This is a genomic window from Burkholderia sp. MSMB617WGS (genome assembly GCF_001532025.2).
In the GTDB taxonomy this organism is placed as follows: domain Bacteria; phylum Pseudomonadota; class Gammaproteobacteria; order Burkholderiales; family Burkholderiaceae; genus Burkholderia; species Burkholderia savannae.
The window spans coordinates 357,236-373,698 of sequence record NZ_CP013457.1 but is presented as its reverse complement, the minus strand read 5'-3'; the positions used below and the strand labels follow the sequence as shown (position 1 = coordinate 373,698).

Here is a 16,463-nt window from a genome sequence, read left to right as displayed (position 1 = left end):
TGAGCGCTGACGCGCCAACGACTACCGAGACAGACTTGTTATAGGATCAAGCCTTACGGGCAATTAGTATCAGTTAGCTGAACGCATTACTGCGCTTACACACCTGACCTATCAACGTCCTGGTCTCGAACGACCCTTCAAGGGGATCAAGTCCCCAGGGATATCTCATCTTAAGGCGAGTTTCCCGCTTAGATGCTTTCAGCGGTTATCTCTTCCGAACATAGCTACCCGGCGATGCGACTGGCGTCACAACCGGTACACCAGAGGTTCGTCCACTCCGGTCCTCTCGTACTAGGAGCAGCCCCCTTCAAATATCCAACGCCCACGGCAGATAGGGACCAAACTGTCTCACGACGTTTTAAACCCAGCTCACGTACCTCTTTAAATGGCGAACAGCCATACCCTTGGGACCGGCTACAGCCCCAGGATGAGATGAGCCGACATCGAGGTGCCAAACACCGCCGTCGATATGAACTCTTGGGCGGTATCAGCCTGTTATCCCCAGAGTACCTTTTATCCGTTGAGCGATGGCCCTTCCATACAGAACCACCGGATCACTATGACCTGCTTTCGCACCTGCTCGACTTGTCGGTCTCGCAGTTAAGCACGCTTATGCCATTGCACTATCAGCACGATTTCCGACCGTACCTAGCGTACCTTCGTACTCCTCCGTTACGCTTTGGGAGGAGACCGCCCCAGTCAAACTGCCTACCATGCACTGTCCCCGACCCGGATCACGGGCCAAGGTTAGAACCTCAAACAAACCAGGGTGGTATTTCAAGGACGGCTCCACCGAAACTAGCGTTCCGGTTTCATAGCCTCCCACCTATCCTACACAGATCGGTTCAAAGTCCAATGCAAAGCTACAGTAAAGGTTCATGGGGTCTTTCCGTCTAGCCGCGGGTAGATTGCATCATCACAAACACTTCAACTTCGCTGAGTCTCGGGAGGAGACAGTGTGGCCATCGTTACGCCATTCGTGCAGGTCGGAACTTACCCGACAAGGAATTTCGCTACCTTAGGACCGTTATAGTTACGGCCGCCGTTTACCGGGACTTCAATCAAGAGCTTGCACCCCATCATTTAATCTTCCGGCACCGGGCAGGCGTCACACCCTATACGTCCACTTTCGTGTTTGCAGAGTGCTGTGTTTTTATTAAACAGTCGCAGCCACCAGTTTATTGCAACCCCTTCACCCTTTGCGCGCAGGCGCATCAAGCTACCAGGGCGTACCTTATCCCGAAGTTACGGTACCAATTTGCCGAGTTCCTTCTCCCGAGTTCTCTCAAGCGCCTTAGAATACTCATCTCGCCCACCTGTGTCGGTTTGCGGTACGGTCATTGTTAAACTGAAGCTTAGAGGCTTTTCTTGGAACCACTTCCAATTGCTTCGCTCCCTAAGGAGCTCGCGCCACACCCTTGAATTCCGCGCCCGGATTTGCCTAAGCGCCTTCTCCAATGCAGCGACCGGGACTTCCAACACCCGGACAACCTTCCGCGATCCGTCCCCCCATCGCATTTAACAATGGTGCAGGAATATTGACCTGCTTCCCATCAGCTACGCATTTCTGCCTCGCCTTAGGGGCCGACTCACCCTACGCCGATGAACGTTGCGTAGGAAACCTTGGGCTTACGGCGAGGGGGCCTTTCACCCCCTTTATCGCTACTCATGTCAGCATTCGCACTTCCGATACCTCCAGCACGCTTTTCAACGCACCTTCGCAGGCTTACGGAACGCTCTCCTACCATGCGTGCAAAGCACGCATCCGCAGCTTCGGTATATGGCTTAGCCCCGTTACATCTTCCGCGCAGGACGACTCGATCAGTGAGCTATTACGCTTTCTTTAAAGGGTGGCTGCTTCTAAGCCAACCTCCTGACTGTTTTAGCCTTCCCACTTCGTTTCCCACTTAGCCATATTTGGGGACCTTAGCTGGCGGTCTGGGTTGTTTCCCTCTTGACACCGGACGTTAGCACCCGATGTCTGTCTCCCGTGATTGCACTCTTCGGTATTCGGAGTTTGCTATGGCGGGGTAATCTGCAATAGACCCCCCAACCATGACAGTGCTCTACCCCCGAAGGTGAGACACGAGGCACTACCTAAATAGTTTTCGGAGAGAACCAGCTATTTCCAAGTTTGTTTAGCCTTTCACCCCTATCCACAGCTCATCCCCTAACTTTTCAACGTTAGTGGGTTCGGACCTCCAGTACGTGTTACCGCACCTTCATCCTGGCCATGGATAGATCACTTGGTTTCGGGTCTACGCCCAGCAACTGAACGCCCTATTCGGACTCGCTTTCGCTACGCCTGCCCTATTCGGTTAAGCTTGCTACTGAACGTAAGTCGCTGACCCATTATACAAAAGGTACGCCGTCACCCCTTACGAGGCTCCGACTGTTTGTATGCATGCGGTTTCAGGATCTATTTCACTCCCCTCCCGGGGTTCTTTTCGCCTTTCCCTCACGGTACTGGTTCACTATCGGTCGATCACGAGTATTTAGCCTTGGAGGATGGTCCCCCCATCTTCAGACAGGATTTCACGTGTCCCGCCCTACTTGTCGTACACCTAGTTCTTCCATACTGTTTTCGTCTACAGGGCTATCACCTGCTATGGCCGCACTTTCCAGAGCGTTCGACTAACAATACAGATAAAGAGTACAGGCTCTTCCCATTTCGCTCGCCACTACTTTGGGAATCTCGGTTGATTTCTTTTCCTGCGGTTACTTAGATGTTTCAGTTCACCGCGTTCGCCTCACATGACCTATGTATTCAGCCATGGATACTCCAAAAGGAGTGGGTTTCCCCATTCGGACATCTACGGATCAAAGCTCGTTTGCCAGCTCCCCGTAGCTTTTCGCAGGCTACCGCGTCCTTCATCGCCTGTGATCGCCAAGGCATCCACCACATGCACTTGTTCGCTTGACCCTATAACGAGTCTGTCTCATCTTTCGACGCAACAGTCGCTACAGGTTGAGTTCTCGCGTTGTGCCGTATTCCAAAATTGATGTCGGTCCGGCGTTAGCGCTTTAGCGCTTACGCCGACCCCACTCCCGAAGGGAGTAGACCCGAATCATCTTGAGATACATCGATACAATCACAACCCGGATAGTTTCCACGTCCATCTCATTAGACGCTTCCGCTATCCAAATTACTTACTTCTTCCAGATTGTTAAAGAACGACAGCCGATACGTACTACGTATCACTCTGACTGGCTCAATCGCCAATGGGGAATACTCGATTCGTTCTCTCGAACCCAATCAAATATTCTCCATTGGGACTCCCTTCGGGAGTGAGATGCCCGTAAGCGCTGAAGCACTAACGAGCACCGCAATTGGTGGAGGCAGACGGGATCGAACCGACGACCCCCTGCTTGCAAAGCAGGTGCTCTCCCAGCTGAGCTATGCCCCCTACAGAGACTTCACCCAGGTTTCCTGCGCCAGACAACTTGGTGGGTCTGGTTGGATTCGAACCAACGACCCCCGCCTTATCAAGACGGTGCTCTAACCGACTGAGCTACAGACCCCTGAGTCTGTCTTGATTACAGCCGATAAGCGTGAGCGCTCAACTTCGCGGAAATAAGCTCGAGAAAGGAGGTGATCCAGCCGCACCTTCCGATACGGCTACCTTGTTACGACTTCACCCCAGTCATGAATCCTACCGTGGTGACCGTCCTCCTTGCGGTTAGACTAGCCACTTCTGGTAAAACCCACTCCCATGGTGTGACGGGCGGTGTGTACAAGACCCGGGAACGTATTCACCGCGGCATGCTGATCCGCGATTACTAGCGATTCCAGCTTCATGCACTCGAGTTGCAGAGTGCAATCCGGACTACGATCGGTTTTCTGGGATTGGCTCCCCCTCGCGGGTTGGCGACCCTCTGTTCCGACCATTGTATGACGTGTGAAGCCCTACCCATAAGGGCCATGAGGACTTGACGTCATCCCCACCTTCCTCCGGTTTGTCACCGGCAGTCTCCTTAGAGTGCTCTTGCGTAGCAACTAAGGACAAGGGTTGCGCTCGTTGCGGGACTTAACCCAACATCTCACGACACGAGCTGACGACAGCCATGCAGCACCTGTGCGCCGGTTCTCTTTCGAGCACTCCCGCCTCTCAGCAGGATTCCGACCATGTCAAGGGTAGGTAAGGTTTTTCGCGTTGCATCGAATTAATCCACATCATCCACCGCTTGTGCGGGTCCCCGTCAATTCCTTTGAGTTTTAATCTTGCGACCGTACTCCCCAGGCGGTCAACTTCACGCGTTAGCTACGTTACTAAGGAAATGAATCCCCAACAACTAGTTGACATCGTTTAGGGCGTGGACTACCAGGGTATCTAATCCTGTTTGCTCCCCACGCTTTCGTGCATGAGCGTCAGTATTGGCCCAGGGGGCTGCCTTCGCCATCGGTATTCCTCCACATCTCTACGCATTTCACTGCTACACGTGGAATTCTACCCCCCTCTGCCATACTCTAGCCTGCCAGTCACCAATGCAGTTCCCAGGTTGAGCCCGGGGATTTCACATCGGTCTTAGCAAACCGCCTGCGCACGCTTTACGCCCAGTAATTCCGATTAACGCTCGCACCCTACGTATTACCGCGGCTGCTGGCACGTAGTTAGCCGGTGCTTATTCTTCCGGTACCGTCATCCCCCTAGGGTATTAGCCCAAAGGTTTTCTTTCCGGACAAAAGTGCTTTACAACCCGAAGGCCTTCTTCACACACGCGGCATTGCTGGATCAGGCTTTCGCCCATTGTCCAAAATTCCCCACTGCTGCCTCCCGTAGGAGTCTGGGCCGTGTCTCAGTCCCAGTGTGGCTGGTCGTCCTCTCAGACCAGCTACTGATCGTCGCCTTGGTAGGCCTTTACCCCACCAACTAGCTAATCAGCCATCGGCCAACCCTATAGCGCGAGGCCCGAAGGTCCCCCGCTTTCATCCGTAGATCGTATGCGGTATTAATCCGGCTTTCGCCGGGCTATCCCCCACTACAGGACATGTTCCGATGTTTTACTCACCCGTTCGCCACTCGCCACCAGGTGCAAGCACCCGTGCTGCCGTTCGACTTGCATGTGTAAGGCATGCCGCCAGCGTTCAATCTGAGCCAGGATCAAACTCTTCAGTTCAATTCCTGTTACTGTTTTCGGTTGTTTCCAACCGGTCGCTCACTCAAAGCTGACAGGTATATGAATTGCTCCATAAACCTGACTTACTTTAGTGTGAGACTCTTGATACTTTTGCTTGCGATCCAAGGATCGCCCGCTTCCATCAAGCGCCCACACTTATCGGCTGTTCATTGTTAAAGAGCACATCTGCGAGAAGACTTCACTACTTTCTGCCGCCTTCTCAGCAGCGCTGCGTTGTCTGCAGCAGAGAAACGAGATTATGATCACTTATTCGCAGCGCGTCAACAACTTTTTTACTACCGCGTCGCGCTCCGCCCTGATCACCTTTCCGTGCCGCCGGCCGGCTACCGCTTCGACCTTACCACCTCGGCATCGGAACTTCCCGCTTCCCCTCTCGCGCCGCGTTCGGCTTGGCGCGAAAGAGGCGTGATTGTAGGCAGCACTCGGCTTTCACGCAAGCCCTTTTTAAGGGTTTCATCAAAATTCTTGTGTCGCCGCGGCTTACCGTGTCGGCGCAGCACGCTCAACGGCGCCGAGCCGCCGCCGCCAGCCGCTCCAGCGGCACCGCGTCGGCCATCGCCGCGTACCCCGCATCGCTCGGATGAATGTCGTCGCCGCTGTTGTAGCGGCGCTGGAGTGCCGACGGCTTCGCGGGGTCGCGCAACGCGACGTCGAAATCCACGACACCGTCAAATGCGCCCGACGTCCGAATCCACTCGTTGACTTCACGGCGGATCGCTTCGCGCGCCGGCGGCAGCGACGCGGGCGTCAGCGTTGCGCCGAACACCGCGACGCCGCGCGCGTGCGCGGCGGCAATCACCCGGCGGTAGCCTGCGATCAGCGACTGCGCGTCGACCTGCGTGTGCGGCGCATCGCAATCGAGCCCCGACCGCGCCGGCATCGCCGCAAAATTGATGTCGTTGATGCCGATCAGCAGCACTGCGGCCTTCACGCTGGCGCGCGCCAGCGCGTCGCGCTCGAAGCGGCGCTCGAGCGCGACGCCGTAGCAGCGGGAGTCGCTCAGCAGCCGGTTTCCGCTGATGCCGAGATTCACCACGCCGATGTCGTGCTCGCCCGAGCGCTCGAGCCGCGCCGCGAACGCGTCCGGCCAGCGCCGATTGCGGTTCAGGCTCGAGCGCATGCCGTCCGTGATCGAATCGCCGATCGCCACGATCGTCGCGGCGCCCGGCCGCGACGCCTCGACCGCAAGCTCGGCCACCCACGCGGATTGCGTGAAGCGCGTCAGGTAGGCGTCGGGCGCGGCGTCGCTCGCGTGATTGCCCGGCGTCGACACGTAATTGACCTGATTCGAGACGCGGTGCCAAACCGCCATCGTCTGGCGACTGCCCATATACAGGCTGAGTGCGTATGGCGCGCCCGCCGTCACGTCGAATGCGGCCGGATCGCTTTCCCGCTCCTCGCCGGGCGGCACTTCGATCGCGCGCCGACCGCCGAACGTCATCGTCGTCGAACTGCCGGCCGCGATCGCCGCGCCGCCCGACGAGCGAGCGATGCTCGCCTCGCCGATCACGAGCGGCGTCTTGCCGTATGCGTTGCTCACACGAATGCGGACCGCGCGCCCCGCGAGCGTCGGATAAACGATCTGGCGGACCGTGCGCCCCGCGACGTCCGGCGCGCGATACAACGGCGGCGGCGCCGCGAGATCCGGGATCGGCTGCAGCGCCGTCGCCCAGGACGCGACCCAGCGCGCCGGCTGCGCGGGCGTGTCGGCTTGCGCGGCGCTTGCCGTCTGCGATGCAGCGAGCGCGAGACAGCACGAAAAGCACGAAAGAGCGGAAAGCCAGCGGCGAGACGTCATTCGATACTCCTCACGGCAAAGCTTCGGATTTTGCCTGAACTCGGGTTGCGCGCTCCGTTGGTTGCGGGGAAATCGGCTGCGGCGGCGCTTGTCAGTTGCGGCACTGCGTTTCGCGGGCTTCGTTTCCGGTTGCCGGTCGCCGGTCGCCGGTCGCCGGTCGCCGGTCGCCGGTCGCCGGTCGCCGGTCGCCGGTCTGCAGTCTATCGATCCACCGTTCAGTTTAGTAGAGCCCGACCCCGGACTTCGGCGACTTCGGCGACTTCGGCGACTTCGGCGACTTCGGCGACTTCGGCGACTTCGGCGACTTCGGCGACTTCGGCGACTTCGGCGACTTCGGCGACTTCGGCGACTTCGGCGACTTCGGCGACTTCGGCGACTTCGGCGACTTCGGCCACTTCGGCCACTTCGGCCACTTCGGCCACTTCGGCCACTTCGGCCACTTCGGCCACTTCGGCCACTTCGGCCACTTCGGCCACTTCGGCCACTTCGGCAGACCAATGAGCCCGCACGATGGTTGACCGGCCTCGCTGGAATGAAAATCCGCCACCCGCGCCGCGGCCCGATGCAGTTCACACGCGAAGCAGCGGCCCGCCCACGGCAAATCGCCGTCGCCCGGTCCGCGAATCTCGGCGATCCGCTAAAATGATCTATTAACCGACCGGTCGGTTGATTTATACTGCGTGAACATTCCACCTGGACGAGAACATCGCCATGTACACGCAATCCCTCGACATCCCCGGCAACGTCGCGCCGCTCGATGCCGCCGCCGATTCGCCCGAACAGGCCAGATTCGATGCCGTCGTCGCCGCCGACGGCAAGATCGAACCGCAGGACTGGATGCCCGACGCGTACCGCAAGACCCTCGTGCGGCAGATTTCGCAGCACGCGCACTCGGAGGTCGTCGGCATGCTGCCGGAAGGCAACTGGATCACGCGCGCGCCGAGCCTCAAGCGCAAGGCGATCCTGCTCGCGAAGGTCCAGGACGAAGCCGGTCACGGCCTCTATCTATATAGCGCCGCGGAAACGCTCGGCGTGTCGCGCGACGCGCTGATCGACGCGCTGCACGCAGGCAAGGCCAAGTATTCGAGCATCTTCAATTACCCGACCCTCACGTGGGCGGACGTCGGCGTGATCGGCTGGCTCGTCGACGGCGCCGCGATCATGAACCAGATTCCGCTCTGCCGCTGCACGTACGGCCCGTACGCGCGCGCGATGATCCGCGTCTGCAAGGAGGAATCGTTCCATCAGCGGCAAGGCTTCGACGCGCTGCTCGCGATGATGAAGGGCACCGATGCGCAGCGCGCGATGGTGCAGGACGCGGTGAACCGCTGGTGGGCGCCCGTGCTGATGATGTTCGGTCCGCCCGATGCCGATTCCGTCCACAGCAACCAGTCGGCCAAATGGGGAATCAAGCGCATCTCGAATGACGATCTGCGGCAGAAGTTCGTCGACGCGACGGTCGAGCAGGCGAAAGTGCTCGGCGTCACGCTGCCCGACCCCGACCTCAAGTGGAACGACGCGCGCGGCCATTTCGACTACGGCGCGCTCGACTGGGACGAATTCCGGCGCGTCGTCAACGGCGACGGCCCGTGCAACAAGGAGCGCCTCGCGACCCGCGTGAAGGCGCACGAGAACGGCGCGTGGGTCCGCGAGGCCGCGCTCGCGCACGAGGAAAAGCGCCGCCGCCGCGCGCAACAGCAAGCGGCATGACGCGCGCGAAGCGCGGCGCCGCCATCCGTATTCAGGAGATTCAGGAGAAAGCGATGAACCAAGAATGGCCAATCTGGGAAGTCTTCGTGCGCAGCAAGCAAGGGCTCGACCACAAGCACTGCGGAAGCCTGCACGCGGCCGACGCGTCGATGGCGCTGCACATGGCGCGCGACGTCTACACGCGCCGCCAGGAAGGCGTGAGCATCTGGGTCGTGCCGTCGGCGGCGATCACCGCGTCCGATCCGAACGAGAAGGCCGAGATGTTCGAGCCGGCGGGCGACAAGATCTATCGCCATCCGACCTTCTACGCGCTGCCCGACGAAGTCAACCACATGTGAGCGGCAGGCCATGACGACGACCCCACAACATCTCGCCTACGTGCTGCGCCTCGCCGACAACGCGCTGATCCTCGGTCAGCGCAACGCCGAATGGTGCGGGCACGGCCCGGTCCTCGAGGAAGACATCGCGCTCACGAACATGAGCCTCGACCTGATCGGCCAGGCGCGCCTGCTGTATACGCACGCGGCCGAGCTCGAACGGCAGCTCAGCGGCGCCGCGCGGACCGAGGACGACTATGCGTACTCGCGCACCGAGCGCGAATTCGCGAACTACACGTTCGTCGAGCTGCCGCACTACGGCCCGCTCAGCGGCACCGCGCACGCGGAGCTCGACTATGCGGTGACCGTCGCGCGCAACTTCCTCTACGCGGCGCTGATGCTGCACGTGTGGACTGCGCTCGAGACGTCGAGCGACGCTCAGCTCGCGGCGATCGCGGCGAAATCGGTGAAGGAGACGCGCTACCACGAGCACCACGCGCGCGAATGGCTGATCCGCTTCGGCGACGGCACCGACGAATCGCATCGCCGCGCGCAGGCCGCGCTCGACTATCTGATGCCGTATACGCGCGAATTCTTCGCGGCGGACGCGATCGACGACGCGGCGGCCGCGGCCGGCATCGGGCCCGCCATCGCGTCGATCGAGCCGGCGTGGCGCGCGGACGTCGACGCGACCCTCGCCGAGGCGACGCTCGCGCCGCCCGCGGCCGGCCAGTACGTGTCGACCGGCAAGCGCGGCGAGCACTCGGAGCACATGGGCTATCTGCTCGCCGAGTTGCAGAGCGTCGCGCGCCAGCATCCGGGCGCGACCTGGTGAAGCCGCGCGCGACGAACGACGAACGACGGAGCCAGACGATGTCCGCCCTCCCCGCATCCGCCCTCGCCTCGACGGCCGCCGCCGTCGACCGCCCGCGCGACGGCCGCGCCGCCCGCGGCGACGATCCGCTCGTCGCCCGCGCATGGGACGCGCTCGAAGCCGTGCCCGATCCGGAAATCCCGGTCGTGTCGATCCGCGAGCTCGGCATCCTGCGCGACGTGCGCCGCGCCGCCGACGGCGTCGTCGAAGTCGTGATCACGCCGACCTACTCCGGCTGCCCGGCGATGCAGCAGATCGCCGAGGACATCGACGCCGCGCTGCGGCAAGCCGGCGTCGCGCCGCACCGGATCGCGACCGTGCTCGCGCCCGCGTGGACGACCGACTGGATCACCGCCGACGCCCGCGAAAAACTCCGCGCGTACGGCATCGCGCCGCCCGCCGGCCAGTGCGGCGGCGATGGCGGCGGCGGCGGCGACGGCGGCGACGGCGATGCGCGCGGCGGCCCTGCCCACCGCCGCGTCGTCCACTTCATGCCGAAGCCGCTCGCCGCGCCCGTCTGCCCGCGCTGCGGCTCAGCGCACACCGAGCGGCTCGCGCAGTTCGCGTCGACCGCGTGCAAGGCGCTCTACCGCTGCGTCGACTGCCGCGAACCCTTCGACTACTTCAAACCTTATTGAATATGGCGACTCCGCAATTCCATCCGCTGCGCATCCGCGACGTGCGGCCCGAGACCGCCGACGCCGTCACGGTGTCGTTCGAGGTGCCGCCCGAGCTGCGCGACGCGTACCGCTTCACGCAAGGCCAGTTCGTCACGCTGAAGGCGCATATCGACGGCGAGGAGACCCGCCGCTCGTACTCGATCTGCGTCGGCACGACCGACTACGACCGCGACGGCGAGTTGCGCATCGGCATCAAGCGCGTGCGCGGCGGCCGCTTCTCGAACTTCGCGTTCGATACGCTCGAGCCCGGCCACACGATCGACGTGATGACGCCGGACGGCCGCTTCTTCACGCACCTGAACGCCGAGCACGGCAAGCAGTACGTCGCGTTCGCGGGCGGCTCGGGGATCACGCCCGTGCTCGCGATCATCAAGACGACGCTCGAGCTCGAGCCGCGGAGCGCGTTCACGCTGATCTACGGCAACCGCAGCGTCGATTCGATCATGTTCGCCGAGGAGCTCGAGGATCTGAAGAACCGCTTCATGCAGCGATTCGCGCTGTATCACGTGCTGTCGGACGACGTGCAGGACGTCGAGCTCTTCAACGGCGTGCTCGATCAGGCGAAGTGCGCGGCGTTCATCGATTCGCTCGTGCCGGCCGAGACGATCGACGAAGCGTTCATCTGCGGCCCCGCGCCGATGATGGACGCCGCCGAGGCCGCGCTCGCCGCGGCCGGCGTGCCGCACGAGCGGGTGCACATCGAGCGCTTCGGCACGCCGCTGCCGCAGGCGGGCGTGCCCGCCGTCGAGATTACCGACGACACGCCCGCCGCCGATCTCGAAATCGTGCTCGACGGCAAGAAACGCAAGCTGCGCCTGCCGTACGAAGGCGTGAGCCTCCTCGACGTCGGGCTGCGCGCGGGCCTCGCGCTGCCGTACGCGTGCAAGGGCGGCGTGTGCTGCACGTGCCGCGCGAAGGTGCTCGAAGGCGAGGTGCGGATGGAAAAGAACTACACGCTCGAGCCGCGGGAAATCGCCGACGGCTTCGTGCTCACCTGCCAGTGCCATCCCGTCAGCGGCAAGGTGGTCGTCAGTTACGACGAACGGTAAGCGGCGTCTTGCCGCGCGGTTACGCGCCGCCCCCCATCTCGCTTACACTAGGGGCCGCCTGCGGGCCGGACGCGCGAAGCGCCGGCACCCGGGCGGCTTTTCTCATGTTGACGACAGGCCAATGAGCACCATCCACGTGACCATGGGCGGCTCCGCCGCCGCTTCCCTGCGCATCGCGCTCGCCGACGCGGGCCGCGACGAAAGCGTCGTCGAGCTGTTCGACGATCTGTCCGTCGGCCCGCTGCGCGGCGCCGACGATACGCCGGACGTGCGCGCCGCGTTCTGGGAACGCGCGATCGGCGACGTGCAGCAGGACTGGGCGGCGGGGCTCGGCGACGATTTCGCGAAGCTCGAGGCGCTCGCGGCCGGCACGGGCCAGATCGTCGTGTGGCACGCGCACAGCGTGGCCGATCAGCTGATGCTGCGGCGCGTCGCCTACCATCTGCGCAACGCGCCGCAGCGCCTGAACGAGGTGCGGCTGTCGAGCACGGACATCGACGATCCGCAGTCGTGGGTGCGGCTGCGCGCCGACCAGGCGACGGCCGCCGGCATCTTCTCGCCCGCGCAGCTCGCCGCGAAGCTGCCGGAGGCGGCGCCGATCTCGGTGCTGCGGATCAGCCGGCTCGCGCTCGAATGGCAGGAAGCGAAACAGACGAACGCCGAGCTGCGCTACTGGATCTGCAACACGTTCAAGAGCGGCCATTACGCCGACATCGACGCGCTCGTGCTCGAACACGCGCCCGACGAATGGGGGCCCGCCGCGCGCACGGTCGGCGCGGTGATGGCGTTCGCCGACCGCGGCCACCTGTTCGTCGGCGACGTGATCGCGTTCTGGCGCTGCCGCGAGCTCGCGGCGGCCGGCCGCGTCGAACTGCAGGGCGACGCGCGCTCGATCGAAGACCTGAAAACGGCGACGCTGCGCGTCACGCCCGCCGTCGCCGTTCCCCGCTAACCCGAACCCGCATCACGCGTCGAATCACATGGCCCGCACCCGAGCCCCCGATCACGAATCCCAGCGCGAGCAGATCCTCGATCTCGCCGCCGCCAAGTTCGCGCAGACGAGCTACCCGAGCACGTCGATGACCGATCTCGCGAACGCGAGCGGCACGTCGAAGGCGCGCCTCTATCACTATTACGAAGGCAAGGAAGCGATCCTGTTCGATCTGCTCGACCGCTACACGAAGCGGCTGATGCTGATCATCGCCGAGGTCGAAGGCGCGAGCCAGCGGCGCGGGCTCACCGAGCGCGAGGCGTTCGCCGAACTCGTGCGCGCGTTCCTCGCCGAATACGAGACGTCGCACAGCCGCCATGTCGCGCTGCTGAACGACGTGAAGTATCTCGAGGAAGCGCAACGCCGGATCATTCTCGACCGCCAGCGCGACATCGTCGCCGCGTTCGCGCGCCAGCTCGCGCGCGCGTATCCGGAGCGGATCTCGAAGGACAACCAGACGCCCGTGACGATGATGGTGTTCGGGATGATCAACTGGACGTTCACGTGGCTGAAGCCGGGCGGGCGCCTCGGCTATCGCGATTTCGCCGAGCAGGTGATCGGCATGATCGAGCACGGCCTCGGCGGCTGAATCGTCTGATTTATTGCGGAGCAGCAAGCGTTGCGTGAGCGTAACAGTGCGACGCTTTGCCCACACCTCCGTCAAAAATCCTTAAAATATCAATAAAAACAAAAGCTTATATTTACCAATCGGTGAATTTAGAGGCCAAGCTCGACACGAACATCCGGGTTTTCCCCAATCTCTGCACGGCCATTCAGCTAAAATTGCGCTGCGTTGCACAAATAGCTGTACGGTCTTTTTTGAGGAACCCACGATGAACAAGCCAGACCTTCGCCCTGCCGATGCGGTCGGCATCGCCGGTCCCGCGCCAGTTCTCGTTCGGGAACTGGCTTCCGGCGACCGTCAACAACTGCTCACCCATTTTCTCGCGCTCGACGACGACGATCGCCTGTTGCGCTTCGGCCAAGCGGTGCCCGATCACGTGATCGAGAACTACGTCCGCACGATCGACTTCGGCCGCGACACCGTGTTCGGCGTGTTCGATCACGAACTCGCGCTGATCGGCGTCGGCCACCTCGCGTACCTGCCCGCCGAAGGCGACAAGCGCACCGCCGAGTTCGGTGTGTCGGTGCTCGAAAGCGCACGCGGCCAAGGCGTCGGCACGAAGCTCTTCGAGCGCGCCGCGATCCGCAGCCGCAACACGCACGTCACGACGCTGTACATGCACTGCCTGTCGCGCAACGCGACGATGATGCATATCGCGAAGAAATCGGGGATGCGCATCGAGTACGCATACGGCGAAGCCGATGCGTACCTGTCGCTGCCGCCCGCCGACCACTCGACGATCATCGCCGAGATGATGCAGGAGCAGGCGGCCGTGTTCGACTACGCGCTCAAGCGCCAGGCGCGCCGCGCGACGCAGATCTTCGAATCGCTGCTGCCCGCGGGCCTCACCGCGTAACGCGCGGCGCATCGCATCCGCCGATGCGCGAACAAAAACGGGCGGCCCGTCATGGGCCGCCCGTTTTTTTGCGCCGCTCAGCCGATATCGGCCGTTCGGCCGACCGCGCTCCGGCATTCAGCGAATCGGCAACGCGGTGGTCTCCTTGAAGCGCTCGAGCGAGAAACTCGTCTTCACGTCGATCACCGACGGATGGTGCAGCAGTTGCTCCTGCATGAAACGCGAGAAATGCGCCATGTCCTCGACCTGCACGCGCAACAGATAGTCCATATCGCCCGTCATCGCGTGACACGCGACGACCTCCGGCCACGCCTGCACGGCCGCGCGAAACAGCTCGGCGTGCGTCGCGCCCGCGCGCGCGGGCGTTTCGTCGCCGCGCGCCGGCACGGCGCCGCCGCGCTTTTCCAGCCGCACGCTCACGTACGCGAGCAGGTCGAGCCCGAGCTTCTGCGGGTCGAGCAGCGCGACGTAGCCGGTGATCACGCCCAGCTCCTCGAGCCGGCGAATCCGACGCAGGCAAGGGCTCGGCGACAGATTCACCCGCTCGGCGATGTCCTGATTCGACAAACGCCCGTTCTCCTGAAGAATCGCAAGAATGCGCCGATCGATCGCATCCAATTCTACGTGCGCCATTTCCTGCCTCCCTGCCTGTTCGTGCGGACGAGAAATTGCGCAAGCGTAGCGTTACGCGACTAAGTTCGCAAGTTTCCACCCGGCCCGGCCCGCTACACTTTGCCGCAGACATTCACCAAGACGCGTGCCCCGTCGAGGGCTAGGAGACGCCATGCAAATCCCCACCTGGGACAACCCCGTCGGCACCGACGGCTTCGAATTCATCGAATACACCGCGCCCGATCCGAAAGCGCTCGGCCAGCTGTTCGAGCGCATGGGCTTCACCGCCGTCGCCCGGCACCGCCACAAGAACGTGACGCTGTACCGCCAGGGCGACATCAACTTCATCATCAACGCCGAAGCCGATTCGTTCGCGCAGCGCTTCGCCCGGCTGCACGGGCCGTCGATCTGCGCGATCGCGTTCCGCGTGCAGGACGCCGCGAAGGCGTACAAGCACGCGCTCGAGCTGGGCGCATGGGGCTTCGACAACAAGACGGGCCCGATGGAGCTGAACATCCCGGCGATCAAGGGCATCGGCGATTCGCTGATCTATTTCGTCGACCGCTGGAAGGGCAAGAACGGCGCGCAGCCGGGCGCGATCGGCGACATCAGCATCTACGACGTCGACTTCGAGCCGATTCCGGGCGCCGATCCGAACCCGGCCGGCCACGGCCTCACCTACATCGACCACCTGACGCACAACGTCCACCGCGGCCGCATGCAGGAATGGGCGGAGTTCTACGAGCGCCTGTTCAACTTCCGCGAGGTGCGCTATTTCGACATCGAAGGCAAGGTGACGGGCGTGAAATCGAAGGCGATGACGTCGCCGTGCGGCAAGATCCGGATTCCGATCAACGAGGAAGGCTCGGACACGGCCGGCCAGATCCAGGAATACCTCGACGCATATCACGGCGAAGGCATCCAGCACATCGCGCTCGGCGCGGCCGACATCTACAAGGCGGTCGACGGCCTGCGCGCGAAGGGCGTGACGCTGCTCGACACGATCGACACGTACTACGAGCTCGTCGATCGCCGCGTGCCGAACCACGGCGAGCCGCTCGACGAGCTCAGGAAGCGCAAGATCCTGATCGACGGCGCGCACGACGATCTGCTGCTGCAGATCTTCACCGAGAACCAGATCGGGCCGATCTTCTTCGAGATCATCCAGCGCAAGGGCAATCAGGGCTTCGGCGAGGGCAACTTCAAGGCGCTGTTCGAATCGATCGAGCTCGACCAGATCCGCCGCGGCGTCGTGCAGGACAAGGCGTAAGCGAGGCGGCGCCGCGCGCGGCCTGTTCGCGACGGGGCGTCAAGACATAGAGGCCTCGAAACATCGAGGCGTCAAATCGGAAGGTCTAAATGGAAAGGGCGGGAATCCCGGGATTCCCGCCCTTTTGCATGGCCGATCATCGCGCGACGAGGCCGGCAATCGCCCGCCGCCGCGCCGCCGCGGCCTACTTCTGCGCCGCGCCGCGTTCGTTCGTCACGGCGCTCGCGAGCGCCGGCGCCGGCGCACCGGCTGCCGCGAGCTGCAGCATCTGGGTGCTCGCCGTCGCCAGCACGCTTGCGCCTTCCGAGCGCGCGGTGCCGCTCATCGCGAAAAACGCCGCCGACACCATCAGGAAATTCTGGATATTTCGAGTCTTCATTGCACCTCCATTGCAACCGTCCGTGTGCGTTCGCGGCGCCGACGCGAGCCCTCGCCGCCGTCACAACCGGACAGGGCCCTAGAGACTAACGGCAATCGCCGCGCGAGGCCCGCCGTTTTACATGCTTTTACAGCCTGTAACGCATTGATTCCTCTCGATTTCG

General features: G+C 62.6%; 13 protein-coding genes, 2 tRNA genes and 2 rRNA genes. 9 read left to right on the top strand and 8 right to left on the bottom strand.

The window, feature by feature from the left end; all coding sequences use genetic code 11:
• Positions 1 to 42 precede the first annotated feature (42 nt).
• The 6 genes from WT60_RS01850 to WT60_RS34905 all read right to left on the bottom strand — a co-directional run bounded on the left by WT60_RS01850 (position 43) and on the right by WT60_RS34905 (position 7,422).
• Positions 43 to 2,923 (bottom strand): 23S ribosomal RNA (locus WT60_RS01850).
• A 408-nt stretch (positions 2,924 to 3,331) separates the two neighbouring features.
• Positions 3,332 to 3,407, bottom strand: a tRNA-Ala gene (locus WT60_RS01845).
• Positions 3,408 to 3,445: 38 nt separating this feature from the next.
• A tRNA-Ile gene (locus WT60_RS01840) sits at positions 3,446 to 3,522 on the bottom strand.
• Positions 3,523 to 3,585: 63 nt separating this feature from the next.
• A 16S ribosomal RNA gene (locus WT60_RS01835) occupies positions 3,586 to 5,118 on the bottom strand.
• Together the 16S and 23S rRNA genes with 2 tRNA genes alongside form the textbook arrangement of a ribosomal RNA operon.
• 523 nt (positions 5,119 to 5,641) lie before the next feature.
• Positions 5,642 to 6,937: an SGNH/GDSL hydrolase family protein gene (locus WT60_RS01820; protein WP_060355923.1), complete on the bottom strand. Its 1,296-nt coding sequence runs from the start codon at positions 6,935 to 6,937 to the stop codon at positions 5,642 to 5,644.
• Positions 6,938 to 7,152: 215 nt separating this feature from the next.
• Positions 7,153 to 7,422 carry a hypothetical protein gene (locus WT60_RS34905; protein ID WP_222430144.1) on the bottom strand — a complete coding sequence of 90 codons (270 nt, stop codon included), beginning with the start codon at positions 7,420 to 7,422 and terminating at the stop codon, positions 7,153 to 7,155.
• 226 nt (positions 7,423 to 7,648) lie between these two features.
• Between WT60_RS34905 and paaA the strand changes: the two genes are divergently transcribed.
• The 8 genes from paaA to WT60_RS01770 all read left to right on the top strand — a co-directional run bounded on the left by paaA (position 7,649) and on the right by WT60_RS01770 (position 14,039).
• Positions 7,649 to 8,647 (top strand): 1,2-phenylacetyl-CoA epoxidase subunit PaaA, encoded by a 999-nt coding sequence (gene paaA / locus WT60_RS01805; RefSeq protein WP_059582620.1) that lies wholly within the window; start codon positions 7,649 to 7,651, stop codon positions 8,645 to 8,647.
• A 53-nt stretch (positions 8,648 to 8,700) separates the two neighbouring features.
• The gene (gene paaB / locus WT60_RS01800) at positions 8,701 to 8,985 is read left to right on the top strand and encodes a 1,2-phenylacetyl-CoA epoxidase subunit PaaB (RefSeq protein ID WP_060355929.1); all 285 of its coding nucleotides are present in this window, start codon (positions 8,701 to 8,703) and stop codon (positions 8,983 to 8,985) included.
• A gap of 10 nt (positions 8,986 to 8,995) precedes the next feature.
• Entirely contained in the window at positions 8,996 to 9,799 is an 804-nt protein-coding gene (gene paaC / locus WT60_RS01795) for a 1,2-phenylacetyl-CoA epoxidase subunit PaaC (RefSeq protein ID WP_038746743.1), read from the top strand.
• Positions 9,800 to 9,837: 38 nt separating this feature from the next.
• Entirely contained in the window at positions 9,838 to 10,476 is a 639-nt protein-coding gene (gene paaD, locus WT60_RS01790) for a 1,2-phenylacetyl-CoA epoxidase subunit PaaD (RefSeq protein ID WP_060355930.1), read from the top strand.
• A 2-nt stretch (positions 10,477 to 10,478) separates the two neighbouring features.
• The gene (paaE, locus tag WT60_RS01785) at positions 10,479 to 11,567 is read left to right on the top strand and encodes a 1,2-phenylacetyl-CoA epoxidase subunit PaaE (protein ID WP_060355924.1); all 1,089 of its coding nucleotides are present in this window, start codon (positions 10,479 to 10,481) and stop codon (positions 11,565 to 11,567) included.
• A 121-nt stretch (positions 11,568 to 11,688) separates the two neighbouring features.
• Positions 11,689 to 12,519 carry a DUF1835 domain-containing protein gene (locus WT60_RS01780; RefSeq protein ID WP_038746738.1) on the top strand — a complete coding sequence of 277 codons (831 nt, stop codon included), beginning with the start codon at positions 11,689 to 11,691 and terminating at the stop codon, positions 12,517 to 12,519.
• A gap of 28 nt (positions 12,520 to 12,547) precedes the next feature.
• Positions 12,548 to 13,147, top strand: coding sequence for a TetR/AcrR family transcriptional regulator (locus tag WT60_RS01775; RefSeq protein ID WP_060355925.1), 600 nt, complete (start codon positions 12,548 to 12,550; stop codon positions 13,145 to 13,147).
• 244 nt (positions 13,148 to 13,391) lie between these two features.
• Positions 13,392 to 14,039: a GNAT family N-acetyltransferase gene (locus WT60_RS01770; RefSeq protein ID WP_060355926.1), complete on the top strand. Its 648-nt coding sequence runs from the start codon at positions 13,392 to 13,394 to the stop codon at positions 14,037 to 14,039.
• A 117-nt stretch (positions 14,040 to 14,156) separates the two neighbouring features.
• On the opposite strand, the gene WT60_RS01765 is transcribed toward WT60_RS01770, so the two are convergent.
• Complete coding sequence (locus WT60_RS01765) at positions 14,157 to 14,672, bottom strand: Lrp/AsnC family transcriptional regulator (protein WP_038746733.1); 516 nt, start codon at positions 14,670 to 14,672, stop codon at positions 14,157 to 14,159.
• A 151-nt stretch (positions 14,673 to 14,823) separates the two neighbouring features.
• Here WT60_RS01765 and hppD point away from each other — a divergent pair, with 151 nt between their 5' ends.
• Entirely contained in the window at positions 14,824 to 15,921 is a 1,098-nt protein-coding gene (gene hppD, locus WT60_RS01760; RefSeq protein WP_038746731.1) for a 4-hydroxyphenylpyruvate dioxygenase, read from the top strand.
• 184 nt (positions 15,922 to 16,105) lie between these two features.
• Here hppD and WT60_RS01755 read toward each other — a convergent pair whose 3' ends face one another.
• Positions 16,106 to 16,300 carry a hypothetical protein gene (locus WT60_RS01755; protein ID WP_038746729.1) on the bottom strand — a complete coding sequence of 65 codons (195 nt, stop codon included), beginning with the start codon at positions 16,298 to 16,300 and terminating at the stop codon, positions 16,106 to 16,108.
• Positions 16,301 to 16,463 lie beyond the last annotated feature (163 nt).

Coding starts and splice junctions, on each gene's coding strand:
- WT60_RS01820 (WP_060355923.1), bottom strand. CDS start 6,937: ATGACGTCTCGCCGCTGGCTTTCCGCTCTTTCGTGCTTTTCGTGCTGT.
- paaA (WP_059582620.1), top strand. CDS start 7,649: ATGTACACGCAATCCCTCGACATCCCCGGCAACGTCGCGCCGCTCGAT.
- paaB (WP_060355929.1), top strand. CDS start 8,701: ATGAACCAAGAATGGCCAATCTGGGAAGTCTTCGTGCGCAGCAAGCAA.
- paaC (WP_038746743.1), top strand. CDS start 8,996: ATGACGACGACCCCACAACATCTCGCCTACGTGCTGCGCCTCGCCGAC.
- paaD (WP_060355930.1), top strand. CDS start 9,838: ATGTCCGCCCTCCCCGCATCCGCCCTCGCCTCGACGGCCGCCGCCGTC.
- paaE (WP_060355924.1), top strand. CDS start 10,479: ATGGCGACTCCGCAATTCCATCCGCTGCGCATCCGCGACGTGCGGCCC.
- WT60_RS01780 (WP_038746738.1), top strand. CDS start 11,689: ATGAGCACCATCCACGTGACCATGGGCGGCTCCGCCGCCGCTTCCCTG.
- WT60_RS01775 (WP_060355925.1), top strand. CDS start 12,548: ATGGCCCGCACCCGAGCCCCCGATCACGAATCCCAGCGCGAGCAGATC.
- WT60_RS01770 (WP_060355926.1), top strand. CDS start 13,392: ATGAACAAGCCAGACCTTCGCCCTGCCGATGCGGTCGGCATCGCCGGT.
- WT60_RS01765 (WP_038746733.1), bottom strand. CDS start 14,672: ATGGCGCACGTAGAATTGGATGCGATCGATCGGCGCATTCTTGCGATT.
- hppD (WP_038746731.1), top strand. CDS start 14,824: ATGCAAATCCCCACCTGGGACAACCCCGTCGGCACCGACGGCTTCGAA.
- WT60_RS01755 (WP_038746729.1), bottom strand. CDS start 16,300: ATGAAGACTCGAAATATCCAGAATTTCCTGATGGTGTCGGCGGCGTTT.